Genomic DNA, 23,653 nt, shown 5'->3' with positions numbered 1-23,653 from the left:
TTCCTGCCGGCCGGTGACACACCAGCCGGCACCGGCGATACATTGAATTTCTCACCGCCCGCTATACCTGACGGCCGGCCGGACAAATTCCCGACCATTCCAGTTGCGGTAACGACTTGGCCACTCTTAGCTATCCGCCATTCCGTCCCGGCCGATCGCATGTCAAATTCGAGGGCGTCATGCCGACAGGGGAGGGGTCGCATGCAAGAATTACCCACGCTCACGGTCTCTATGATCGGCGCCCCGGGTTCCGGAAAATCCACTTATCTGCATGCGCTGTACGCGACGATGACGCGCGGCGTCGGCAATTGCAACCTTCACGAAGTCACCAACAATGCCGATGTCCAGATCCTGGAGAGCTGGCATGACCTGGGCCAGGGCACTTCGCTGCCACAGACGTCGGTCAAGCCGATCAGTTACCGATTCGTCTTCTCGCGGGAGATGAATCCGTCGGCGCTGCTCGACTGGACCGATTTCCGCGGGGGCGCGCTGCACGATTTCGTCGGCGTGGACGGCTCGCTCGACACACAAACGCTGCTCAACAAGATATCGCTTTCCCAGGCCATCTTCGTGACGCTCGACGGGGAGCACTTCCGTAAGCCCGTGACCCCCGAACGCCGCGAACCACTGGCCCGCGCGATGGTCACCCACCGCATTTCCAGTGTGATCACGGAAACTCTCACCCGCAGGACCGCGCGCGGGCTCGCGTGGCCGTCGATAACCATCCTCATCACGAAGGCGGACCTCATCGACTGGGGCGGCGGCCCGGGGCGGACCCTGACCGGCGTCGTCGACGAGGTCAGGAACCTGCTGCCGGTGGCCTTCCAGCCGCGCGTGTGCACCGCCGTCTGCCCCGTCACGGTCGGTCCCCTGCAGACGTTGCCGGACGGCAACGTCCGGCCGGACGGCGTGGACCCGAACGACGTCCACCTGCCGCTCATGTTCACCATGACGCACTACTACCGGACCGCCGCCCACCTGGACGATCAGCACCTGGGGAAGCTCGCGGCCGAGCGCGGCAGCCTCAAGGAGCGGCTGGCCGCGTTGCCGCAGAGCAGCCGGCGCGCCGTACGCGACCAGCGGCTACGGCTGGAGCAGGAGCTGCGGGCGGTCGAAGCGGAGATCGGCCACAACCAGCGCCGTTACGACCAGTCCACCCAGGCGATCTCCGCGCTGGCCGCACGGCTCGGCAACCTGCGCGTGTTCGAGGGCGGGTCGCCGGCCCGCTGGGCGGCCGGCCGCCGTGCCTGAGCAGACCTGGGCGCCGGTGGTCTTCGGCCGTACCGCCGGGGCCGACGTGTGGTGGCGGGTCCGCCCGCCGGGCGCCGACCGCCAGTGGCTGGAGAACGCCATCCACACCGTCATCGCCGGCGGCAGGCGACTGGAGGGCCGTCCCCGCTTCCTCATCACCGTCCGGCCGGGCGCGCGGCTGGTGGGAGTGGCCTGCCAGGCGATCGAACTGAGCCGGTCGATGCACACCGACGGCAGCAGGGAGATGTACTGCTTCGTCGGCTGGTTCTCCGCCGCCGACAGCGGCGGTCCCGAGCTCCCGGACCTGTACGAGCACTACCCCGCCTGGGCCGGAGCCGTCTACGAACGCCACATGGAGCCCGTCTGGAACGCTCCTGTCAGCGCGGTGCGACGGCCCGACCCCGGCCGGCCGGGCCCGCCACCGTGGCCGGTCGCCCCGCCGCCTCCGGTCGATCCGCACCTCGTGCTCCCGCCGGTGATCCACGTGAACGACTGGGACATCGTGTGGAACCACGCCCTGGCGAGCCCCGCCCCGGCCAGTGTCGTACTCGGCTGGAGCGCGGCGGGGCGGCCCGGTGCCGGCGTCACCCACCTGGGCGTACTCGACCGCGGCGTCCCCCGTCTCGACCGCTCCGGCCCCTTGGAGCCTTCAAAGCGCGTGGGCCCCGTCGACCCCCACCCCCTGGAGCGCCCCGAACGCCGACCAGCACCGCCGGTCGCCGGAACCCCCCGGCCACCCCGCAAGAACGGATCGTCCCCGATCCTGCTCGGCGGCGCGGCCGTGTTCGTCCTGCTGGTCGTCGGTGTGGCCGTCTCCTCGCGCGCCCCGCTGGAGGCGTCGGCCCCCGAGCCCGCCACCCGGTCAACCGTCCCGGCGGCGCCGAAGCGTCCGCAGACCGGGCGAAGGATCGTCAACCAGCCCCTCACCCTCAAGGACCAGGCCGGGAAACGGCTCGTCCCCGGCTTCGAAACCGGCAAGGGCCCGTGGGTGAGCTACCGCCGCGGAACCGGCGTCTCGCTGGAGTTCGCCCCGAAGACCCCCATCCTGACCGGCACGGCCCGCACCCTCCCCGGATGCCGGAAGGCCGACATGTACCCGCACCCGGCGCCGCACGTCGCGACCGGCCTCCACGAGGTGACCTGCGTGATGATCGGCGAAAAGGGCCGGCTCATCGGAATCAGGGTGACGGAGCAGGGAGAGCGGACCGCGCGCATGACCGCGTACGTCTGGAGATCCGCGCAAGAGCCCGACGAAGAGATGGCGAGGCATGGTGGACGCTTCTGAGATTCAGGCCAGGATCAACGCCGTGCTGGACGCCCGCCGGGCACGGCAGGCACAGGCGGAGGAGTCGTACACGGCCTGGGAGGCGCTGCGGCAGGCGTTCGCGGACCTGGTGGCCCTGGCCGAGGAGGCCAGGCGCGACGCCGCGGCCCACGAGCTGAGCCCCGGGCTGAGCACCGCCCTGCGGGCTTTCCTCGACGAGGGCGACGCCCGGTCCGTGCTGGCGGAGCTGACCGAGGCGGCCGGGCATCTGCAGGCGGTCCGGGAACGCACCTCGCGGACGACGCTCAACATCGGCGTGGTCGGTCAGACCCAGATGGGCAAGAGCACGCTGCTCCGGGCGATCTCCGGGCTGGACCGCCTGCCCGTCGACGTCCTGCCGACCTCGCGGGACTCGCTGCCCACCACCGCGACCCGCAGCCGGATCTCCAACTCGGACACCGCACGCGCGGAGGTCGTGCTGCGGGACTTCGCCGAGTTCAGGGACGTCTATCTCAGGCCGCGCCACGACGCCCTGGGATTGAGCTTGCCGTACACGATCACGGAGTTCGCCCGTTACCGCTATCCGACCTGGGAGGACTACCGGAGCGACCCCCGGTCGGCCGGCCGGGACCTCACCGCCGCCCCCGAGCACCTGCGCCGGCTCCAGGAGGCGCGGGCGTCGCTGCGCTCCTACGAGCCGCACCTGGTCCGCGACCAGGTGCGGGAGATCCCGCTCGACCAGGTGGCCGCGCACGTCTCCTATCCCCCGGCCTCGGGCCCGATGGACGCGCCGCGCCCCTACCTGGCCGTGCGCGACGTCCGGATCTACTGCCCGTTCCCGAACAATCCCGTACGCGACCTCACGCTGATCGACCTCCCCGGCACGCAGGAACGGGGCATCGACGTGGCCCAGCAGTTCATGCAGGACCTGCGGAACGAGGTGGACCTGCTGCTGCAGATCAAACGGCCCCGGCAGACCACGGTGCACTTCAGCGAGAGCGACACCGAGATCCAGCGGCTCGCGCGCGCCGCGAGCGCCGGAGCGGCCATCGGCGACTTCATGATCATCTTGCTCAACCATGACGCCGAGCACACCGACCTGACCAAGAGCCAGTTCGACACCGCGACCCAGCAGGCCCGCGGCGCCGTGGGCATGCACGGCATCCAGGTGCTGACCGCCGACGTCGTCCAGGAGCACGAGGTACGCGAGCGCGTGCTGGTTCCCGTCCTGTCGCATCTGGCCGCGCGGCTGGCCACGATGGACCAGGCCGCGTTCGGCGCGGCGCGGCAGGGCACGGAGGCGGCCGGGCGCCGCGCGGTCGAGGCGGTCGCCGGCCTGGCCGAGACGCTGCGGCGGGAGAACGTCGCCCTGCCCACGGAGGACGCGCTCGTCAGCGAGCTCGTGACGCGGCTCCGCCGCGGGCTCTCGGACGCCCTCGGCGACATCGCGGACGACTACCTGCGGCGGGTGCAGGAAGGCAGGCGGACGGACGAGCTCGACGCGGCGGTGGAGAAGGCCGTCGAGGAGGTCAGGGCGTGGATGGCCGCCGGGTTCGGCCACAGCGCCCCCGGCGAGTGGCTCAGCGAGGTCCGCTCCGACGCCAAGATGCTCCGGCTCGACACCGTGGAGCAGGAGTTCATCCGCAGCCGCCACTACGTGTCCGACACCTTCAAGAAGGTCGTGGACGCCTCCATGGACCAGGCGATCGTCGAGCTGCAGCAGCAGGTGACGGAGGCGTTGTGGAGCCATCTGCCGGAGGAGACGCTGCCGGAGCGGCGCTCGCTGACGGTGCTGGCCGAGTCGCTGCGCGGCGACGGGCACGTGGCCCTCGCCACGACCGTGGCCGACCTGGCCGACCTGAGCACCGGCTACGGGGTCCGGAGCCTGTTCCTGCGGATCGTGCAGCCCATCGTGATGGACATCGACGTCAGGGGGAAGATCCCCGGCGGCCACGCGCGGGAGGGCAGCTCGTACGACCCGCCGCGTGAGGACGCCCGGCGTACGGACCCGGACGACGACGTGCCCACCTGGGCGAGGAAGAAGGGAACCGGCTCGGACTCCAGGCCGGCTCCCGAGGAGGACTTCGTCGACCACAGGACCGAAGGGCTGACCGTGGAGGCCGCGCTGAAGGTGGTGTCCACCCGGCAGCGCGCGGAGGAGACCGCGCAGTGGGTGTCGGAGACGCTCACCGACATGGTCGAGCAGGCGCTCGGCCGCCTGCGGGAGGAGCTGGAGACCGAGTCGGCGACGGCCGTCCGCGCCCTGTACGCCTGCGCGGACCAGTTCTTCGACGGTGTCCTGCGCGGGCAGCGCACCAAGCAGGAGTTGCGGGACCTGTGCCGGGCCGCGCTCGACCGTACGCCGCCCGGCGACGGACCCGCCAGGCTGGCGGCGCTGCTGCGGGCCCTGGCCGCGGGCGGCACAGCCGTGCGCGACAGCTATGACGCGTACGAGCGCGCGTCGATCGGCTGAGGGTGCGCGACGCTCATCCGTTTCACAGGCACCGCTCAGCACTGGTGAAACAGAGTGTGATGTACGACACTCCTCCTAGAACACTGTTTTAGAACCGTGTTCTGGCGCTTTCGGCGCCCGGAGCCGCGGAGGAGAAGTCATGGTCAAGGCCGTCGCCCGCGAACGCCGCAGACTCGGATCCCCGCCGCCCGGCGGCATCAGCCCGACCGATCCCAACCCCTTCGGGTGGGGGCCGTTCATCGTCCTGTTCGTCGTCGGCATGGTCGATCGCATCGAAGCGAACCTGCTGTCCGGCGTACTGCCTCTGGTCCAGGCCGAATGGGGCTTCAGCGACACCGCGGCGGGATCCATCCCCACCGCCGCGGCGCTGGCCGCCACCCTCGTCGCCCTGCCCGCCGGCTACCTCGCCGACCGCTACAACCGCACCAGGATCCTGGGGATCGTGGTGCTCTGCTGGGCTCTGGCCACCCTCGGCACCGGCCTGGCCGCCGGGTTCGCCGTCTTCTACCTCATGCGGGTCCTGCTCGCCGCCGCCGAGAACATCGACAACCCCGCCGTCAGCAGCCTGCTCGCCGACTTCTACCCCGCCGCGACCCGCATGCAGGTGTACGGCTGGACCCGGATGACCTCCTACCTCGGCGGCGTCGGCACCCTGCTGGGCGGCGTCATCGGGCAGGCCTTCGGCTGGCGGGCGGCCTTCGTGCTGATGGCGATCCCCGGCGCGCTGACCGCCCTCCTCGTCTGGCGCCTGCGCGAGCCGGAACGCGGCCAGATCGACAAGATCATGGCCGCCGCGTCCGTACCCCGGCAGGACCCGGCGCCACCGCAGGAAGCCGAGGCGAAACTGCTCTTCTGGCCCCAGCTCCGCCAGGTCCTGGCCACCCGCACCCTCGTCCTCGTCTCCGTCGGCGTGAGCATCCTCACCCTCGGCCTCGGCGGCGTCTACTACTGGCTGCCTTCCCTGATGGTCCGCGTCCTCGGCATGCAGACCGGCGTCGCCAGCAGCATCAGCGGCGGCGTCACCATCGTGGGCGTGCTGGCCGGCACCCTGATCGGCACCCACTTCGGGAAGCGGGTGCACGGCCGCGTCAAGGGCGGCCGGCTGCTCATCGGCGGCTCCGGCATCACCGTGGGCTCGGCTCTCCTCGGCGTCGCCCTGCTGATGAACTCGCCGGTGGCCATGGTGACCCTCATCCTGCTGGCCGTCACGATCTCCGCCACCGCCATCCCCACCTGCACGGCCTGCATCGCCGACGTGGTGGCGGCCAGGTCGCGCGGCGTCGGCTTCGCCGTCCTGCAGCTGCTCCTGACGATCGGCGTCGCCTTCGGTCCGCTGATCATCGGCATGACCTCCGACGCCACCGGCTCCCTCCTGATGGCCATGTACGCGCTGATCGTGCCCATGATCCTGGGCGGCCTGGTGGTGCTGGCCGCCCGCGCCCCGTACGAGCGAGAGGCCGCCCGCGTCCTCGACGACGCCCGCGACTCCTGACCACCCCGTGTCTCTGGTCACTTTCCGTGGCGAGCGGGAGCCGCCTCCCAGACGAAGCCGTCCGGGTCGGTGAAGGGCCCGGTGTCACCGCCGATGGCGAGCCGGTGCGATCCGGTGCCCTCGGGAGCGACGCCGGCGACCTTCGCCAGGGCACGCCTCTTGTAGAGCGACAGTGTGACGGGACTCGACGGGGTGGCGAGCTCGACGTACTTGCGGCCGTAGCTCTTCGCCACGGAGAAACCGCGGTCGACGTAGAACTTCTTGCTCGCGGCCACGTCTTCCACTCCCAGTTGGAGCACGATCTCGTCGATCTGCGGGGAGGCCGGGCCGGTGTCCTTCTTCGACGAGGAGGCGACCGTCCAGATCGCCCCGCCCGGGTCCTGGACGACACCGCCATACCCCCACAGCGACTTCGCGGCCGGCTTCAACGCCGTGGCACCGGCGTCGACGGCGGCGTCGATGAGACCGTTGACGGTGGCCGGCTGGGACACGACGAGCGACAGCGTGAATCCGCGGAAGCCGGTCGTCGGCGCCTCCGAGGCCCGCAGACGCAACCAAGCGTCCGAACCGGGAACAGTGGTGGTGAACCGGGTGGCCGCCGTGGGGTCGGCAACCTCTAGGGTGACGAATTCGATGGAAGCCATAGCAGTCACGCTAGACGCGGCCCGGTGATCCCCACTTCTCGAATCCTGATCGGTCTGGTCATGCCGGCTCCGGCCCACAGCGGGGACCGGCGCCGCGACGCTCGCAGGTCAGCGTGGACGGCTGAGAGCGGCCTCGGCCAGATCGGTCCACTTATCGGCCGAGGAGTGAGGCACGACCACCCAGTCCTTCACCACCCTGCCCTGCCCCGTCGGATCGAACAGGGACGCCCCGGCCAACTGGAGCGCGGCCGCGTGCTCGGGAGTGTCCCTGACCAGCCGGAACACCATCGCGCCGTCACGCTGCAGGCTCGCGAACACCTTCCCCGCCTGGTCCTTGAGCGCGGGACGCCCCATCATCCTGGAGATCCCCACACCCAGATCAGCCAGCTCCGCGCCGACCTGCTGGAAATCCTCTTCCGCGCTCATCGTCAGTAGGCCCCGGAACTCCCTCGTGACGCGATCGTCTCGACCCCGCCTCCTGCAGCACGGCGATCATGCTAATCGTCCCGGCAGCACCGATCAAGGCCGGGCGAAAGGCGCCGGCTCGGCGATCCGCGCGTCCACATGACCACTACCAGCGCAGATCCCCACCATGATCACGATGGGTCACTGAAGTACTGGCCGGTCGTTCGCTCAACAGGCGCTCCACAGATTCTCAACATCGGCCTGGCTACCTTCGCGGTGTCCAGTACGACGAGCACCAAGGAGAACCCGATGCGAACGCTCAACACGATGGTCCTCGGTGCGGCGGTCGCCGCCGCGGCTCTGACCGCGGGCGCCCCCGCGCAGGCCGCCGTCCAGACCAGCGCCCAGACCTCCCCCACCACCGTCACCCCGGCCGCCGCGGCGACCGGCTCGACGGCGATGTCCTGCCGTGAGGTGCGTGTGTACCGTCCGGAGATGCGCAAGGGACACGTGGCCGCGACCGGCTGGTCGAGAGGCTGCTCCCGCAACCAGCGCACCAAGATCATGCTTCAGCGCAAGCGCTGGTACGGCTGGCAGAACATCTCCAGCGCCTCCTGGTACGGGGCCGGCAAGAAGACGTTGTACAAGGGCTGCAAGCGGGGAACCGTCTTCACCTACCGCCTGCAGGGCCAGGTCAGCTACTACGCAGGAAGCAAGTACGTCGTCCGCAACGGCTGGAGCCCCAAGATGCGCGCGAAGTGCCCGTGACGCGCTCCGGTGACCACCCAGTACTCCAGTGACTGATCTCGAGGCGTTGGGGTCGCGTGGAGACGGCCACCGCGTGATCATCCGGAGTTCGCGGACGCGCGGTGGCCGCGAGCGTAGGCCCTGACGGCTGGATGGTCATCGTCGACGAGCCGGCCTTCCACCGCTGCGGCGCTCGCAGTCACCTGGCTGTCACGTGCCAGGAGCCCGGTACGCCACCTCCATCCGCGTGGCGTCGTCGATCTCCTCCGTCGTCAGCAGGACGGTCGTCTTCGTCCGTACGGCCCCGGTCGCCGATATCGTGAGCCCCACAGCGGCCGAAGCCGCATTGTTCGGCAGGTCGAGAACCACATACGTGTCCGTCTCGCCGAACGCGAAGTACATCTGCTCGACCCGGCCACCGACGCTTTCCGCCATGCGCTCCACCGCCTGCCGACGCCCGGTGCCGCCGTCTCGCAACACTCCTTTGAGGCCGTCTGCGGTGTAGGTCGCCTGAATCAGGTACTTGGGCATGGTCGAGTCCCTCTTCTCGTGCCGCCACCCTGCACTGGGGCGGCCATCGCGGTCACGGGATCGAAGTTCTCGGCTTCAGATGACGGTAATCCCACCCTCTGTACTGGTTTTCCCCTGTCGCAGCCTTACGCCGCCGAAGCCTGCAGCTGCGAAGATCCCTAGCTTATGAGGCGACAAATGACCGTAGTGGTTCTCCTTGCGGCCGCATCCACCGCGGGTCCGCCCGTACGGGACGATGCCGTGATCACGCCCGCCACTCACACGCCTCGCTGACCTGATCATCCAGGAGCCGGGGTGCCCCGCCGGAGACGTTGCCCGTAAGGTCCTTGGCATGGTCGACCAGCGGACGGATCCCGTGGAAGCTGCTGTGACCGGAGAGCTCCGGCTTCTCGATCCGACCGTGAGATCGTCGGCGAATCTCATGGCCGAACTCCTGCATCCGGAGTTCAAGGAGGTCGGCGCGTCCGGCCGTCTCTGGAGCCGATCCGAGATCATCGCCAGCCTGGCTGGGAGTACTCGGGAATCCGACGAGCCCATTCGAGTGAGTGACATGACAGGGCTGCTTCTTGCCCCTGGCGTGGTCCACCTGACCTATGTCTCCGACAACGGCGGACGGCGTGCCCGCCGGAGTTCGGTGTGGCGCTGGACTGACGCGGGCTGGCGGCTCTACTTCCACCAAGGGACCCTGAGTTCTGACTGAACCGCTCAGGACTGGGAGACGGGCCGCAGGCGCCGGCGCACCCGAGCAAGGGCGGCTTCGTCACAGACATACGCGCCGTCCATACTGTGCCCGCCGCGCTGGACGAACTCGGTCGAGAGTGTTCGAAAAGAGGCGGACGAGTCATGCTGACAGGTGTCGAGGGCGTGAGCAGACTCTGGAGCAGGCAGATGATCAACGAGACGCCATACCTGCGGCTTCAGGCAGACTACGTCGGCCGGTTGGGGGTCGAGGTCGGCATCTTCGTCGCCGTCGACCACCTGCGACGCAAGAACTTGCTCACGCCGGAGGAGGAAGAGCTCTACTTCGACATCGACGACTGGTTCCGCGAGCACCTGCCCGAGCCGCCTTTCTACGCGGACGGGAACACCATCGGCGCGATCACCTGGTTCAAACACGCCACCACGGGCGCGATGCTCACCCGTCTCAGGCCGCTGCGGGACCTCCTGTCGGTGCACGACGTGCGATGCGACCTCGTACGGGCGAGCGATCCAGGCAAGCTCGTCTACGAGGACGAGTACCAGGTCGGCGTGATTCCCAGGATCCGGAAACGCCCCTCACAGCTGCCGCCCGGCGTCACACTCGGACCGACCACCTCGGGTTCCAAACGGCACCTCGCCCGCCGTCCACCCGGCCGAAGCCGCTGACCAGGTCTTGACGCCTGCCTTACCGACGCGGGCGGATGCCCGGATCTAACCTTGAGCTGGAAGGGGCATGCCATGATCACCACTATCGTGATCGGGCTGATCGCCATCCTCGTAGCCTGGCTGGTGGTCAGCGTCCGAGTCGTCAACCAAGTCGAGCGAGGCGTGGTCTTCCGCTTCGGCAAGGCTCAGCAGGAGATCCGCCCGCCAGGGCTCACCTTCCTCATCCCGGTCGTGGATCGGATGAAGAAGGTGAATATCCAGATCGTCACGATGCCGGTGCCCACGCAGGAAGGCATCACCCGTGACAACGTCTCCGTCCAGGTCGACGCCGTCGCGTACTTCCGGGTCGAGGAGCCGATGCGGGCGGCCATCGCGGTGCAGAACTACCTGTTCGCGATCGAGCAGGTAGCCCAGACGTCACTGCGCTCGATCATCGGCAAGAGCGATCTGGACGACCTGCTCTCCAACCGCGAGGAGCTGAACAAGGGCTTGGCGCTGATGATCGACAGCCCCGCGCTCGGCTGGGGCATCCACATCGACCGCGTGGAGATCAAGGATGTCCATCTTCCCGAGGGCATGAAGCGATCCATCGCCCGCCAGGCCGAGGCCGAGCGGGAGCGCAGGGCCCGTGTGATCACCGCGGACGGAGAGTTCCAGGCCGCGCAGCGGCTCGCCGACGCCTCGGCCATCATGAACGAGGCCCCCGGCGCGCTCCAGCTGCGCCTGCTGCAGACCATGGTGGAAGTGGCGGCCGAGAAGACCTCCACGCTGGTCATGCCGGTGCCCGTGGAGCTCCTGCGCTTCTTCGAACGCTCCGCGAACAGCGCTCCGGTCGCGGAGACCACGGAGCAGCCCGCCAGTTCCTCAGAGGAGGAGCCCGAAAGGCAGCCGGCCGTGACGAACTCCGCCACGCCCGAACTGGCCCCGTCAGGGCTCTCCTTCGACCGGTCCGCCGCGGAATCGGCCATGAAGAACGGCGCCTCGCGTACTCCATAGACCATCAGCCTCTCCAGGACCGGATGGGACGGTGTGCCGGCGCAGGGGTCCGCTCCGTCAGCGGAGGATCGCGAAGTTGAAGTCCGAGGTCCGCAGGGTGCCGCTGAGGGATATCCAGAGCAGCACGAGGGGCTCGACGCAGCGGGCGGCAGCCAGGCCGCCGAGGTCGAGGATCTGCCGATCGGCCCAGCCGAATGACTTCAGCAGATCCGCGACTTGCGCCCTGGCGGCCTGGTCGTCCCCGCACACGAACACGTTGTGCGGTCCCGGGACCTGCGCCGGATCAGTCATCAGTGTGTTGTGCATCGTGTTGAGCGTCTTGACGATGCGGGTGCGGGGGAAGGCTTGCTGCAGTTGTTCGGCGACGCTTCCAGCCGCGGGCACGACCAGCCGGGGCGGGAAGCCCTGCGAGAAGTCCAGCGGGTTGGACACGTCCACCACGATCTTGCCGTCGAGGTTGGCGGTCCCCGCGGCCTTCAGGGCGGCGAGTGCCACGAGCCCTCCGGTGGCGTTGACGACGAGCTCGCCGTGGGTGGCCGCGCCGGCGAAGGTCTCGTGGTGCCCTTGATGCTCGCGCGCCCACGCGGCGGCGACCGGATTGTCCGCCGTACGGGAGCCGAGCGTCACCTCGTGGCCGAGACCGGAGAGCCTGGAGGCGAGCCGGCGGCCGACGTCTCCGGTGCCCAGGACCCCGATCTTCACTGCTGCGTCCCTGGTGCCGGTTCACGGTGCTCGGCGGCCAGCTCCGCGGCGACGGCGTCGGCGCCCAGCCCGACCAGCCAGTCCAGCCGCGCGTCGGGGGAGAAACGCGTCATGGTCCGCGTGAGCTCATGCTTGTCGTCGTCAGTGAGGCTGGAAGCTCCGCGGGCGAGCCGTTCGATCGTCTCGCGGTACATCATCAGGTACCGGCGTTGCGCGTCCAGCATGGAAGCATCGCCGGACGGCCCGTGACCGGGCAACAGCTGCACCCCGCGGAGGTCGCGAGCGATCCGATCGAGGGCGGCCAGCCAGTGCCCGGAGTGGCCGTCGCTCAGGTACGAGTGCATCGACCCGAACGCCAGGTCCCCGATGAACGCGGCACGCCGGTCGCCGCTCCGGGCCACGATGTACGAGTCGGCGTGGCTCTCGGCCGGGCCGATGTCGTGCACGGTCACCCGCAGACCACCGACGTCGACGCCGTCGCCGGAGGCGAGCAGACGCTCAGGCACTCGATAGCGGTCGGGCCACTGGTCGCCGTACACGGGCCGCCATTGCTCCCGCTTGGCGTCGGCGCTCTGCTCGATCTCCTTCGCGACTGCCGCGGTGGCGTACACGGGGACGGTTTCGGGCACGACGTACGGCAGCCCGTTGAAGTGGTCGGGGTGTGGATGGGTCACGAAGGCGGCCAGCAGCGGCTTGCGCAGCGCGGCGAGGCGGGCGGCCAGGGCCTCGGCGTCGGCCACCAGCAGGTTCGCGTCGATCAGCACTACGCCGTCGTCCGTCTCCAGCAGGTAGCTGTTGGCGAAGATCCCTGGCTCCGCGGCGGTGTAGACATGACACTGGAAGTCCGTCATCGGCGGCGTCTCTCTTCCTTGGGTTCGCGGTGCTGTCGAACGTAAGGGCTGGGACGCCCGTCTCCCAGAAGGCACTTTGAAGTGCCCTTACCACTCCCGCCGGAGGCGCCCGTGGACCTGACGATCCCTGACGTGCTGGAGGAGTCCTGTGCCACCCGCCAGGCGTTGGAGCGGCTGGCGGCCAAGTGGCGGATCCTGCTGATCTACGCCCTGATGGACGGCCCGCAGCGGCCTGCCCGCCTGCGCCACCGCCTGCCCGGCATCACGCAGAAGGTGCTGACCGAGACGCTGCGCGGCATGGAGGCGGACGGGCTCATCACCCGTGACGTCCACAAGGAGACCGTTCCGCAGCACGTCGAGTACGCCCTCACCGATCTCGGCAGGTCCCTGCAGGAACCCCTCGCGGCCATCTGCGCCTGGGCCGCCGAGCACGCCTGACAGTCGGCGAAGACGACCCGGGCTACGCGGCGCGTCCTGCGGCGAAAAATGACACAACATCAATTGTCCGGCGAGAAAGCCATGTACATCCCGGCAGTACGGTTGAGGTTTGACAGCGATCGCGCACGAGGCAGGATCGGCATGCTCGGGGAGGACTCGCCGTACCCACTGGTGGTGACCGGCGTCTCAGGCGCCGTCGAACAGGCGAACGAGGCCGCCCGGTCACTGTTCCACGACGGGCCGGCCTGGCTCGCCGAAGCCCAACGCGGGCTCTCGGCTCGACTGACGACGGGCCGGGAGGGCCTGGCGTGCGCGCCGGTCCGCGGACCGATCGGTGAGCGAGTGTTCGAGGCCCATCCCGTGTGGGCCGACGGCGGCCACGTCACCTGGTTGCTGATCGACGTCACCGGACAGCAGCAGGCCATGGAGACCTTGCAGGCCGAGCGCGACTCCGTCTTGTCCGTGGTGCAGGCCGCCACCGAGTTGTTGTCCACCCTGAACCTCGACCGCTGCCTGGAGACCACCGCGCGGCTGGCGGTGCGGCATCTCGCCGAGTCCGCGCTGGTCGTCATGCCGCTGGGAAGCCGCCAGTACGAGCTCGCCTTCTGCACTTCGGAGGGCGAGGCCGGACGCGAAAGCGCGGACCTCGACCCGCGGACGATCCCGGGGCTCAACGAGGCGTTGCAGGGGTTCCCGCCGGTGCCCGCCCGCTGGATCGACCCCGCCCTGGTGCCCGGCCGGGTGCTCCCCGGCCGGCGGCGCGGGATCCGTTCCGCGGCCGTGATCTCGCTGCCCGGACACGGCATGCCCGTAGGCGCGCTCGTCCTGCTGCGCCATACGGCCGGGTTCTCCCCCCGCGAGGAGATGTTCGCCCGGCTGTTCGCCGCGCGGGCCGGCACCGCGATCTCCATCGCCCGCCTGTACTCCGACCAGGTGGCCATCACCGAACTGCTGATGGCCGGCCTGCTGCCGCCGGTGATACCGCAGCTGGACGGGATCGAAGTGGCGGCCCGCTATCGGGCGGCAGGCGGCAGCTCGCGGATCGGCGGGGATTTCTACGACGTGTACCCGGCCGTCGGCTCGGGGCGGCACTCCCTGGTGGTGCTGGGCGACGTCTCCGGCAAGGGGCTGGAGGCCGCTGTCCTCACCGGGAAGATCCGTGACACGTTGCGCGCCCTGCTGCCGCTGGCCGATGACCACCAGCAGGTGCTGGAGCGGCTCAACGACGTGCTGCTCGCCGGCGAGAGTCTCCGCTACGTCACGCTCGTGCTGGCCGGCGTCGAGCGCCGAGGCACGCGAGTCGCCTTGCGGCTGACCAGCGCCGGACATCCGCCGCCGATGATCGTGCGCGACGACGGCCGGGTGGACGTCACCACAGCCCACGGCACGGCGATCGGTCTCCTGGACGAGGTCACCAGCTCCACCGAGACGGTGCTCCTGCAGCCCGGGGAGAAGTGCCTGCTCTATAGCGACGGCGTCATCGAAGCCAGAGGGGGGCCGCTCGGCGACGAGTGGTTCGGCGACGAACGGTTGCGCGAGGAACTGCGGCGGAGCGTCGGCGTGCCGACGGACACCCTGGCGGAACACGTGCAGATGCTCGCGTTGCAATGGGCGGGCGACCGTGAGCACGACGACATAGCGATCGTCGCCATCGGCGCCCCAGGTGAGGCACCCCCTGCGGCGACCGGAGGACCGGAGCCGTGAAGGACGACATGGAGCAGTACGTCGAGGCGCTGCGGGCGGCGGCGACGGCCGGCGACGAGTACGCCGCGGTAAAGGTGGCGCAGGACGCGCACGACGCCGGTGTCTCCTTGGAGCGCCTCCTCCTCGACGTCGTCGCCGTCGCGCAGGCACGCATCGGCGAGGAGTGGGCGGCCAACCGCCTCACCGTCGCCCAGGAGCACATGGCGACCGCCGTCAACGAGGGCGTGCTCGCCGTCCTCGCCAACACGATCGACACGACGGACCACGGTTCCGCGCCGCTCAAGTGGCGGCTCTGCGTGGCGTGCGTCGAGGGCGAGTGGCACACCTTCCCCGCCCGGTTGCTGACCGAGGTGCTGCGGCTGCGCGGCTGGATGGTCGACTACCTGGGAGCCCATGTGCCGACCCGGCACCTGATCGTGCACCTGCACAGGACGGCCCCGGACATGGTCGCGCTTTCCAGCTCGATCGCCACCCGCCTGCCCGCTGCGCACTCCGCGATCAGCGCGTGCCAGGCGGCCGGCACGCCCGTGCTCGTGGGCGGCGCCGCCTTCGGCCCCGACGGCCGTTACGCCCGCCTGCTAGGAGCCGACGCCTGGACGCCCGACGCCCGTGCCGCCGCTGACCTGCTCGACGCCGGGCCGCTGCCCCGGAGGCACGCGCCCGGCCTGAGCGCCGAGCGGCGACCGCATCTCGCCTCCCATGAGTACGCCCTGTTCACCGACCGCAAGCCAGACCTGGTCAGAGGCGCCCTGGAAGAGCTGAGCCGCTGCGTCCCCGAGACCGGGCCCCGGCCTGCGGAACCGCCCGTCCTCACCGCGGAGGACGTGGCGTTCACCGTCGATTTCCTGGGCACCGCCGTGTACGTGAACGATCCCGAGCTGTTCGTCTCCTACACGAGGTGGCTGGCATGGACGCTCACCCAGCGCGACGCGCCGCCGGACGCACTGACCGCCGTACTTGACGCCCTGGGCGCCCGCCTCACGGGCCTCCCGCACGCCCTCGACACCCTGGCCCGGGGCCGCCAGGCGACGGCGGGCTCTCAGCAGGCGCGCGAGTCTCTAGAAGGTGAAATCCCTCCCCGCGAAGATGGACAGAGGTAACAAACAGGTACTGAGGGTGGGGAAGGAGACATGGCGCAGGTCGGCTGCTGTACTTCCCGGCTGTACCGTGCGCGTTTCCTTGGGTGGCCCGAAGCACACCCAGCCACCAAGATCCTTTGCACGTACGGTGATGGGCCGCGGCATACGGTCGCCTTCGATGACACCTGGCTGCGTACCCCAGAAACGCTAGAAAAGGCCGCGAAGCCATCGCAAACGGCAAAACTTCACCCTGCTTCATGACGACTCAGAGTGGGCTCACCGGAGCTGGGGCAGCATCTGTGAGCGGTTCCGACAAGCCGCTCACCGGCGCCACTTCAACGTCCCGGAGGATCCCGATGCAGATGCCTGTAGTGAACGAATGCGATGTGGATGCGTGCGCCTACAACACCGACCGCAGGTGTCATGCACTGGCCATCACCGTAGGTGATATCCGCCATGCCCATTGCGACACCTTCTTCCGCACTTCCGCCAAGGGCGGCGATCCCACCACCGTGGGCCACGTCGGCGCATGCAAGATGTCCGACTGCCGGCACAACGTCCAGTTCGAGTGCCAGGCTCCCAACATCACGGTCGGCTATGTGGAGAACACCGCGGACTGTCTCACCTATTCGCCCGCCTGAGGCCGCGGCACGGCAGAAACGAATCGCCGGGTGAGCGAACCGCGATGTCGAACACCTCGTCGTGCACACGATCGCTCGATCCAACCGGATGGAGCACGCGAGGGGCTCGGGGGTCGTACTCCCGACCAGCACAAAGGCCTGTGAAGTTGACCGGAGGTCAACGAGCAGGGCTCCCCGAGCGGGTGACGGGAATCGAACTCGCGCTATCAGCTTGGGAACTCTTACACGATCACGGCGCCTGAGCAGGGGAAACGCTGAGCTGAGCGGATGCCTGTCGAATACCCGTGATTCTTAATCCGATCCAGAACGTCGTACGTGACGACTCGGTGGCCAGCCGGCACCTGGCGTTTTCGCGCGACGCGCGCATCTCGCCCGACTGATCATCCCGTCCGCCGTCGAACCTGCCGGGCATCTTGATCACGCGCCCTACCCGTGCCCCGAACCACAGTGAATCACGGGGAATCGCAGAGAGATGCGGGCAGGCATGAGAGAGGCCCCCGACCCGGCGTACATCCTGGTCAGGGGCCTTTTCCCGCTGTGGCAGGTGCAAGGTTCGAACTTGCGTGGACTGAGCCGACGGTTTTACAGCTCGTGACCGTTGCGAATCATGCACGTCCTTCTACCTGCGGCGGAGCCTCCGAGGTACACCCTCATGCTCTTGATCATTACACGTATATTGCACAGGCGCCCGGCCACGAGCCTCAGGTGGCGGCATCGTTCAAATGAGCGATCCACTCCCCCTGCTTGACGACGACCGGCGGGGACGGCTGTGCGGGCCACATCTGCAGGTAGTGCTGGTTGTCATCGAAATCCGGCCGCTCCCCGAGCGTGCTGCGTACGTGGTAGCGCAGCCGGTAGATGCCCGGACCAGCTGGCAGCAGGGGAAGGCGGCGCATCGCCGTATCGTCCCAATCCATGCACCATCCGACCAGGGAGACTTCGCCGGTCGCCGACATGAAGTCGATCTCCACGATCTCCTCGTACCCGTCGAGATCAGCGCCCGGATCCTGATCGGCAATGGTCACCGTGAAGGGAATGCCGTCGCCGTGCTGATACACGATCGACAGCTCAGCCATGGCCTTCCACACCGTGACGAGCGCGACAGACCACACAACATCGCCCGCGTCGTCTCCGTCCCAGTCCATCAGTAAGACAGCGCTGCAATCCTCGACGTCTACTTCCAGCCGGACGGTCTCCACATTGGGGCTCACGAGTGTTGAGCGTAGAGCCCACCACCGACCAATAGAGCGCGCCCTCACGAGCGGGGAACGATCTGCTCGATAGTGGGACATGACAGACAGGCAACCGTACGGCTCAGCCGGCTCCTCGACGGGTGCGGCGTTGGAGGCCACAAGCGGGATGCCGCTCCCGCACCACACGCGGCGATCCGCCACGCTCCTCGGTGAGCCAGGGTGAGGAACGAACCCTGGATCGTCGATCGCCCCCAGCCACGCGCCATGGCCAGCCACGCTGTGGCGATCGTCAGGGATGTACCTGTGCGGCGGCGCGGCAACCCCGCGCTGACGGTTCGGTCCGTGCGGCGCGGCAGGTGTGCGGCGGGCGGCCCGGAGTCCCGCGCCGGCCGGGACCGGCCCCCAGGCCGCACGCCCGGACGGCGGGCGGGCGCAGGGCCGGGGCGCGGCGGCGCGCCGCGCCGCCGCCTTGATACCCATGAGAACAATTCGGCAGACCGGGGACCAGGCAGGGGCTCAACTATCCCTCGGGACTGCACAGGGGCTCAGCCAGTCCCGCCGCTGATCAGAAGCGCCGCGCAACACACGAGGGATCGCTATCCGATCCCGACGAGAGACCTTGATCATAACGAATCGGGCACGTTGACCCATGCCCTATAGACCGGCAATCGATAGAAACATACGTTCTACTACTAGAGTACCTTCACATATTCTCCCCGCAATTCCAATGCCAGATTCGAACATGCGAGGTGATGTTGACGCTGCTCCACAGGGGTCAAGCTGTCCCTTATTCGCCTTTTTAGGCATTCCATAATAGGTTATACATCTACATGCCGGAACTAACGCATTTACTTCTATGAATCAAGAACTGTACGATCACCGCGACCCCTTGCTTGTTTGCGTGGAGGCGCGGTGGCCCTACCCGGATTTTCCCTTGCCTATGAGGTATGGGAGGGAAACCACCACTACTCCATATTTGACGTCGACGCCGATGTGGCCCTGGACCTCTTCGCGGAGACGGTCCGTCAGTTCTATGTCGAACCAGACAAGCTCCGCGACACTCTCACCGGCGCGATGGTCGGCCTCGACGACATAGTCGATCTACGAGACATTGAGGCTCTCGTGAACGAGGTAGCAGAGGCATCCATCCCACGGGCTAGGCAGAATCCGACTAGGCCACATCTCGACATGGCTCGCAACGAGACAGCCGAAGTGCTGGCCCATCTAGTCGTCGAGCGGATCCACGGGAGTTCAGTCGTGGCAAGCCGGATACGCAACAAGGAGATCCCAGGACAGCCCACACGTGGGATGGACCTTTTGGCACTTGCCAGATCAGACAAGCAGGAACTCAGCCTTGTCTGTAGTGAGGTGAAAGCCTCCAATGCTGCTTCTTCGCCGCCAGCAGTGGTAGAGCAAGGGGACGACTGCCTCAAGAATCAGCTGAAAAAAATCATCAGCGACCACACTCGTATCTTGCAAGAACTTAATTGGGCAATCAAGCATGCGGACGACCAAGACAAGCCTATGGTCGCAAAAGCGATACTGCTATGGGGCTGCCACAAACTTCCCCTAATTGTCCTGCCGGTTTTGATGCGAACTAAAGAAACCGGGAAAGAAACCGATTTCGGCACTTTTAGGACCAATCCGCGGGAACTAGCACCAGCTGCCATAAAGTTCTGCATTGCAAAGATTTCCATTCCTATTGAGGAATTTGCCAACCTGGTATACACTAGAGCTAGGGAGGCGGGATGAATGTCGCGCAGATTCGCGAGATGCTTGCAGAATTGCAGCTCGACGCAGTCATCGAGTCTTCCAGAACAAAGTACTTTCAGGATGCCCTCCAAGAATTGCTAGACCAGCCACAGATGCTCGATTCGCAAGAAGCCGATTTATCTTCGTTGGCTGCGGCAATTGAGCGTCTAGCTCTAGAGGTGGACGACAGCGAAGAGGCCCGTGCGAGTCTTTTCGACGGCGCTTTCCTGTGCCGGAGACTCGACGATTTGTCGCAAATAGACGAACGGAAGCGAGTTCTTCACTATTTCTACCTCTCAGTCGACGCTCTTCTTGCCGGCCGTAGAGCAGAGCTAAGAATGCTGCTCCAAGATGATCAACAGCTCTACGATCTGGACTTTACAAGACTCTCGTCAGACTGGCTGGATGAGCTCCTATTGAGGGTGGCACATAGCTTTATTTTGTTGTGCAGAAAAGATGGTGGCTGGGCGGATGTGCAAGCTGCCGTCAGCGAAATCGAGGCATTGCGTCATCTCCAGCGAGAGAAGCGCGATGCGATGCTGCAGAGAGCTAGAAATGACCAGAATGTATCTGGTCTTTTGATTACACGATTCAACCTTGCGAAGATTGTCGATCTTTCCGCAAGATACACCATCAATGGCGAACCAGCTGACGCCCTCCTGCAGATTGATCGCCATATCTCTAATATCACTGAGATTCTGGATCTTCAACCGGAGCCAGAGGTTTCGCACTTCGCGGATCTACTCACCGCTGGAGCGCGCCAACTCGTTCGAAGTAGTGTCTGGTTCAATACACGAAGGCTCGGTGCGCGAATTCGAGACTTCGTAAATGCGCTAACAGATACGGCGCGAAACGCTCCTCTATTGGAGTTGTGGCCGAGCCAACGAACTGCTCTTGGATCGAGCCTGCTAGATCCGGCAAAGCGAGCAATTGTCGTCGAGATGCCTACGTCAGCCGGCAAGACCCTTATCGCAGAGTTTTCGATCGTTCAAGCCCTTGCACTAAACCCAGGCAGCCGAGTCGCGTACGTTGTCCCAACTCGAGCTCTAATCAATCAGATAGTAATTCGGCTGCGTTCTGACATATCGGCGCTCGGGTATTCCGTTGAAGCAGCAGTTCCCGTTTTTGAGCTTGATCCTACCGAGGATAGGTTGCTACGACGCGATATAGACGTACTTGTGGTAACCCCAGAAAAGCTCGATCTACTGATCAGATCCGATCATCCCGTAGCGAGGGGCCTGGCTCTTGTAGTTGTAGATGAGGCGCACAATATTGCCGATGGTCCACGTGGTGCACGCCTCGAATTGTTGCTTAGTACTCTAAAGAGGGAGCGTGCTGACGCGAGATTCCTTCTTCTGACCCCCTTCGTACCAAATGGAGCCATGCTGGCATCATGGCTAGGTGACGATGCCGATGGAACAATCCGGGTTGCGTGGCGCCCAAGTGAGCGGATAGCCGCAGCAAGTATCTGGAAGAAGCCCAGAGGCAAACCTAGCCGGCTAGTACTACAAACACTTCCGAGCGCAGGAAATGTAGATCTTACCGAAGAGATCGAATTGGATTTGGGACCTGCTGGAGTTCATCAAAGCAAGTCGAAGGCAGCGATTACTGTTTCTACGGCGTTGCGGCTTGCTCGTCGCGGCGGTGTTCTGGTTCTCGCCCGCGGCCGAAGCACATCAGAAACACGTGCTGCTGAGATTGCCGACTACATGCCCGAGCGCCCACTTTCGGAGTTCGCCGAATCTGTTGTTCGCTATGTGCAGAGTGAGTTGGGATCACAACATGAACTAGCACGGCTGATTCAGAAAGGCGTGGCATATCACCATGCCGGTCTATCACACGATCTCCGGTACCTCATTGAACTTCTTATCGACAGAGAAGATGTCCGTGTAGTGTGCGGGACCAGCACACTTGCACAGGGCGTTAATTTCCCAATCGGAAGTGTAATCGTAGAAACAATTTCGAAATACCAGGGCAGACCTGTCGGCTGGACGCCGATGTCTTACTCGGAGTTTTGGAACATTGCAGGCCGCGCTGGACGCGCTCTGAGGGATCGGCTAGGCCTCGTTCTATTTCCTGCCGCCGATAATAAGGGGATCGATGATGCTCGAAAGTTTCTGCGCGGGGAAGCGGCAGAGCTAGCGAGCGTTCTCCTTTCAGCCCTCGGCGATATGTCGTCAGTAGCTTCCGAGCTCAATATGGGCTTCGTCCGGAACAATCGCGAGCTCGCCGTTTTTCTTCAGTATCTCACTCATGCGATAAGAGTGGCAGGCATTGATTCCTCTGCGGCCGAGCTTGAGGATATGTTGCGCTCCAGTCTTGTTTATCATCAAGCTCGCGAAGCGAATAGCACTGCCGCCGAACGCCTAGTGCGACTTACGCGTCGATTCGTCGAGCAATTGCAGGGCCGCCAACCTGGTTATCTATCCCTTGCCGACGGTACCGGATTCAGCCTTTACTCGGTTGACTACCTTTATGCTAAACAGCAAAACGAACATCCCGAGTTCCGAGACGCAGAATTTTGGACTACTCGCAACCTATTCGCATCGGATCCATCGTCGCTCACCTCCGTGATATCAGTGTTGGGAGATGTTCCGGAGCTTTCTCTGGGAGAGGGAGACAGTGGCGTCTTTGATCCTCGCAGAGTAGCGGGTATTGTGCGCGATTGGGTTTCCGGCGCAACTGTAGTCGATATAGCAGATAAATGGTTTACGCACGTCTCGGATGCTACGAAGCGACGTAGGGAAGCCGGACATTATCTATATTCGCGTTTGATTAGCCAAATTCCATGGGGCTTGGGCGCGCTGCAAAAGTTGTCCCTCGGCGGCGCGAGTGATGTTGGAGATGTCGCCCACATTCCTTCCTTGATCTTCTACGGTGTGCCCACTCGGGAGGCGGCTACTCTTCGTATGGTGGGAGTTCCTCGAGCTGCTGCACAGGGATTGACTGAGGAGCTGCGCGATATTCCGGCATCTGGAACCTTCGAGCAATTGCGTAGTTGGGTATCACAGCGTGAAGCGAGCGATTGGGATGCCGCTCTAGGGTCAGATAGTGTGGTAACCGGCGCTGACTGCAAGGCAATCTGGTCCCAGCTGTCTGGCGTTGGTGTATGACACGTTACTGCTTTCTTTACTATTGGCTCATCTTAAATGGCCAACGAACCACCGGAAGCACGTGTCACATGTAAACTGCTGCAGAATCTATACGGTTTACTGAGATGACTGTAAGATCGCGCGGCGAGCACAGGTGGTGCAGTCTTCGATATCTCGTACCTAATCGAGCAGGTCTGGTCGACGGTTCGCTAGAGCACTCCGCGCAGCTACAAACCGCTCGTGGAATTCTACGGCGAGCGCTTCTCGACGGTAGCGCTGCCGAAGTACACGGTCGAGGTCGCCAGCGCGGTTGACCAAATCGGTGAGGGATCTACGGTCGATGTCGAAAGCGGCCATACCGTGGTCTACGGCTGCGTCGAGGTCGCCGCGCCGGGCGTGAACGATGCCGAGATCTATGTGTGCGTCGGCTACTCGCATGGGCGCGTTGGACGTACCGTCCGGGCGGGTGTGCATCTGGATAGTTTCGCGGGCGTGTTCTTCGGCGCGGTCGTCGTCGGCGAGCCAGGTGTAGCAGGTGGCGGCATAGAACACCCACTTGGAGTGGTCAAACACGAAGTGGTGGTCTGGGTGTTCTGGCATTGGAAGGCTGCCGAGCACGTCGGCTCCGCGGGTTAGGGCACGGTCGGCCTCACGGCGGTCGCCGATACGGGCCAGGCCGCGCGCCTCTTGCAGGTTGAGTTGGACCATAGCACTGCTTGTGCCGGCTACGGACTGGCCCATGCGGGCGGCCGTCACGACGTCTTCGTAGCGGCCTTCGACGAGGGCGAACCACGCTGACATCTCGTGTGCCCATCCCATGAGTTCCCCGTGCCCTACTTGGCGGCCCATTTCGAAGGCGGTACGCCGGGCGGTTTCGGCCTCTTCCCTCTCCCCTAGGTCGTAGTGGACGCATCCCAGCAGGGCGGTGAGCCAGCCAGTGAACTGCGCCGGGATTGATGGAGACTCCATCGGTTGGAAAGGATGGAGTCCATGTCAGGTCGATCCAGCTCCCCGCACCCCGCCCAGCGTCGCT

General features: G+C 65.9%; 21 protein-coding genes. 15 read left to right on the top strand and 6 right to left on the bottom strand.

From position 1 onward, the window contains the following. The first annotated feature begins 231 nt into the window (after nt 1-231). From ACZ6YG_RS30630 to ACZ6YG_RS30615, 4 genes are all read left to right on the top strand, one after another. On the top strand, nt 232-1,251 hold the full coding sequence (locus ACZ6YG_RS30630) for a hypothetical protein (protein WP_364232803.1): 1,020 nt from the start codon (nt 232-234) through the stop codon (nt 1,249-1,251). Beyond that, on the top strand, nt 1,244-2,536 hold the full coding sequence (locus tag ACZ6YG_RS30625; RefSeq protein WP_466019928.1) for a hypothetical protein: 1,293 nt from the start codon (nt 1,244-1,246) through the stop codon (nt 2,534-2,536). Before ACZ6YG_RS30630 ends, ACZ6YG_RS30625 begins: the two co-directional genes overlap by 8 nt. Next, nucleotides 2,520-4,988, top strand: a complete 2,469-nt coding sequence (locus ACZ6YG_RS30620; RefSeq protein WP_466019927.1) for a hypothetical protein — start codon at nt 2,520-2,522, stop codon at nt 4,986-4,988. Before ACZ6YG_RS30625 ends, ACZ6YG_RS30620 begins: the two co-directional genes overlap by 17 nt. Before the next feature lie 139 nt (nt 4,989-5,127). Beyond that, complete coding sequence (locus tag ACZ6YG_RS30615; RefSeq protein ID WP_466019926.1) at nt 5,128-6,480, top strand: MFS transporter; 1,353 nt, start codon at nt 5,128-5,130, stop codon at nt 6,478-6,480. 17 nt (nt 6,481-6,497) lie between these two features. On the opposite strand, the gene ACZ6YG_RS30610 is transcribed toward ACZ6YG_RS30615, so the two are convergent. Together ACZ6YG_RS30610 and ACZ6YG_RS30605 are read right to left on the bottom strand one after the other, a co-directional pair. Then, the gene (locus ACZ6YG_RS30610) at nt 6,498-7,124 is read right to left on the bottom strand and encodes a glyoxalase (RefSeq protein WP_466019925.1); all 627 of its coding nucleotides are present in this window, start codon (nt 7,122-7,124) and stop codon (nt 6,498-6,500) included. A 108-nt stretch (nt 7,125-7,232) separates the two neighbouring features. Next, on the bottom strand, nt 7,233-7,550 hold the full coding sequence (locus ACZ6YG_RS30605) for a hypothetical protein (RefSeq protein ID WP_397199540.1): 318 nt from the start codon (nt 7,548-7,550) through the stop codon (nt 7,233-7,235). Between the two features lie 288 nt (nt 7,551-7,838). Between ACZ6YG_RS30605 and ACZ6YG_RS30600 the strand changes: the two genes are divergently transcribed. Further along, nucleotides 7,839-8,297: a hypothetical protein gene (locus ACZ6YG_RS30600; protein ID WP_148036510.1), complete on the top strand. Its 459-nt coding sequence runs from the start codon at nt 7,839-7,841 to the stop codon at nt 8,295-8,297. Between the two features lie 189 nt (nt 8,298-8,486). Here the strand turns inward: ACZ6YG_RS30600 and ACZ6YG_RS30595 are convergent, their stop codons facing one another. Next, on the bottom strand, nt 8,487-8,807 hold the full coding sequence (locus tag ACZ6YG_RS30595) for a GYD domain-containing protein (protein ID WP_466019924.1): 321 nt from the start codon (nt 8,805-8,807) through the stop codon (nt 8,487-8,489). 331 nt (nt 8,808-9,138) lie between these two features. On the opposite strand from ACZ6YG_RS30595, the gene ACZ6YG_RS30590 reads away from it, so the two are divergent. From ACZ6YG_RS30590 to ACZ6YG_RS30580, 3 genes are all read left to right on the top strand, one after another. Further along, nucleotides 9,139-9,507, top strand: coding sequence for a nuclear transport factor 2 family protein (locus ACZ6YG_RS30590; protein ID WP_271277701.1), 369 nt, complete (start codon nt 9,139-9,141; stop codon nt 9,505-9,507). A 164-nt stretch (nt 9,508-9,671) separates the two neighbouring features. Further along, nucleotides 9,672-10,172, top strand: a complete 501-nt coding sequence (locus tag ACZ6YG_RS30585; protein ID WP_148036507.1) for a hypothetical protein — start codon at nt 9,672-9,674, stop codon at nt 10,170-10,172. Between the two features lie 72 nt (nt 10,173-10,244). Beyond that, nucleotides 10,245-11,168: a slipin family protein gene (locus ACZ6YG_RS30580; protein WP_466019923.1), complete on the top strand. Its 924-nt coding sequence runs from the start codon at nt 10,245-10,247 to the stop codon at nt 11,166-11,168. A gap of 57 nt (nt 11,169-11,225) precedes the next feature. Here the strand turns inward: ACZ6YG_RS30580 and ACZ6YG_RS30575 are convergent, their stop codons facing one another. Then, entirely contained in the window at nt 11,226-11,870 is a 645-nt protein-coding gene (locus tag ACZ6YG_RS30575; RefSeq protein ID WP_271277704.1) for an NADPH-dependent F420 reductase, read from the bottom strand. After that, complete coding sequence (locus ACZ6YG_RS30570; RefSeq protein ID WP_466019922.1) at nt 11,867-12,721, bottom strand: MBL fold metallo-hydrolase; 855 nt, start codon at nt 12,719-12,721, stop codon at nt 11,867-11,869. The genes ACZ6YG_RS30575 and ACZ6YG_RS30570 overlap by 4 nt, the downstream gene beginning before the upstream one ends. A gap of 111 nt (nt 12,722-12,832) precedes the next feature. Between ACZ6YG_RS30570 and ACZ6YG_RS30565 the strand changes: the two genes are divergently transcribed. The 4 genes from ACZ6YG_RS30565 to ACZ6YG_RS30550 all read left to right on the top strand — a co-directional run bounded on the left by ACZ6YG_RS30565 (nt 12,833) and on the right by ACZ6YG_RS30550 (nt 16,583). Next, on the top strand, nt 12,833-13,159 hold the full coding sequence (locus ACZ6YG_RS30565) for a winged helix-turn-helix transcriptional regulator (RefSeq protein WP_148036503.1): 327 nt from the start codon (nt 12,833-12,835) through the stop codon (nt 13,157-13,159). A gap of 141 nt (nt 13,160-13,300) precedes the next feature. Continuing rightward, the gene (locus ACZ6YG_RS30560; protein WP_466019921.1) at nt 13,301-14,863 is read left to right on the top strand and encodes a PP2C family protein-serine/threonine phosphatase; all 1,563 of its coding nucleotides are present in this window, start codon (nt 13,301-13,303) and stop codon (nt 14,861-14,863) included. Next, nucleotides 14,860-15,963, top strand: a complete 1,104-nt coding sequence (locus ACZ6YG_RS30555) for a cobalamin B12-binding domain-containing protein (RefSeq protein ID WP_466019920.1) — start codon at nt 14,860-14,862, stop codon at nt 15,961-15,963. The genes ACZ6YG_RS30560 and ACZ6YG_RS30555 overlap by 4 nt, the downstream gene beginning before the upstream one ends. 278 nt (nt 15,964-16,241) lie before the next feature. Then, entirely contained in the window at nt 16,242-16,583 is a 342-nt protein-coding gene (locus ACZ6YG_RS30550; protein WP_397199533.1) for a DUF1540 domain-containing protein, read from the top strand. 701 nt (nt 16,584-17,284) lie between these two features. Here ACZ6YG_RS30550 and ACZ6YG_RS30545 read toward each other — a convergent pair. After that, entirely contained in the window at nt 17,285-17,794 is a 510-nt protein-coding gene (locus tag ACZ6YG_RS30545) for a hypothetical protein (protein ID WP_271277709.1), read from the bottom strand. An 894-nt stretch (nt 17,795-18,688) separates the two neighbouring features. Between ACZ6YG_RS30545 and ACZ6YG_RS30540 the strand changes: the two genes are divergently transcribed. From ACZ6YG_RS30540 to ACZ6YG_RS30530, 3 genes are all read left to right on the top strand, one after another. Continuing rightward, entirely contained in the window at nt 18,689-19,528 is an 840-nt protein-coding gene (locus tag ACZ6YG_RS30540) for a Hachiman antiphage defense system protein HamA (RefSeq protein ID WP_271277226.1), read from the top strand. Continuing rightward, complete coding sequence (locus ACZ6YG_RS30535) at nt 19,525-22,641, top strand: DEAD/DEAH box helicase (protein WP_466019919.1); 3,117 nt, start codon at nt 19,525-19,527, stop codon at nt 22,639-22,641. Before ACZ6YG_RS30540 ends, ACZ6YG_RS30535 begins: the two co-directional genes overlap by 4 nt. 219 nt (nt 22,642-22,860) lie before the next feature. Further along, nucleotides 22,861-23,256, top strand: coding sequence for a hypothetical protein (locus ACZ6YG_RS30530; protein WP_271277228.1), 396 nt, complete (start codon nt 22,861-22,863; stop codon nt 23,254-23,256). Nucleotides 23,257-23,653: the final 397 nt, after the last annotated feature.

It is taken from the genome of Nonomuraea sp. NPDC054003 (assembly GCF_055585125.1).
The sequence above is the reverse complement of the archived record's forward strand: the minus strand, read 5'-3'. Positions and strand labels throughout refer to the sequence as shown.

What these genes read in the sequence shown, in the direction of transcription:
- ACZ6YG_RS30630 (WP_364232803.1), top strand. Translation starts at nt 232, where the DNA reads ATGATCGGCGCCCCGGGTTCCGGAAAATCCACTTATCTGCATGCGCTG.
- ACZ6YG_RS30620 (WP_466019927.1), top strand. Translation starts at nt 2,520, where the DNA reads ATGGTGGACGCTTCTGAGATTCAGGCCAGGATCAACGCCGTGCTGGAC.
- ACZ6YG_RS30615 (WP_466019926.1), top strand. Translation starts at nt 5,128, where the DNA reads ATGGTCAAGGCCGTCGCCCGCGAACGCCGCAGACTCGGATCCCCGCCG.
- ACZ6YG_RS30610 (WP_466019925.1), bottom strand. Translation starts at nt 7,124, where the DNA reads ATGGCTTCCATCGAATTCGTCACCCTAGAGGTTGCCGACCCCACGGCG.
- ACZ6YG_RS30605 (WP_397199540.1), bottom strand. Translation starts at nt 7,550, where the DNA reads ATGAGCGCGGAAGAGGATTTCCAGCAGGTCGGCGCGGAGCTGGCTGAT.
- ACZ6YG_RS30600 (WP_148036510.1), top strand. Translation starts at nt 7,839, where the DNA reads ATGCGAACGCTCAACACGATGGTCCTCGGTGCGGCGGTCGCCGCCGCG.
- ACZ6YG_RS30595 (WP_466019924.1), bottom strand. Translation starts at nt 8,807, where the DNA reads ATGCCCAAGTACCTGATTCAGGCGACCTACACCGCAGACGGCCTCAAA.
- ACZ6YG_RS30590 (WP_271277701.1), top strand. Translation starts at nt 9,139, where the DNA reads ATGGTCGACCAGCGGACGGATCCCGTGGAAGCTGCTGTGACCGGAGAG.
- ACZ6YG_RS30580 (WP_466019923.1), top strand. Translation starts at nt 10,245, where the DNA reads ATGATCACCACTATCGTGATCGGGCTGATCGCCATCCTCGTAGCCTGG.
- ACZ6YG_RS30570 (WP_466019922.1), bottom strand. Translation starts at nt 12,721, where the DNA reads ATGACGGACTTCCAGTGTCATGTCTACACCGCCGCGGAGCCAGGGATC.
- ACZ6YG_RS30560 (WP_466019921.1), top strand. Translation starts at nt 13,301, where the DNA reads ATGCTCGGGGAGGACTCGCCGTACCCACTGGTGGTGACCGGCGTCTCA.
- ACZ6YG_RS30535 (WP_466019919.1), top strand. Translation starts at nt 19,525, where the DNA reads ATGAATGTCGCGCAGATTCGCGAGATGCTTGCAGAATTGCAGCTCGAC.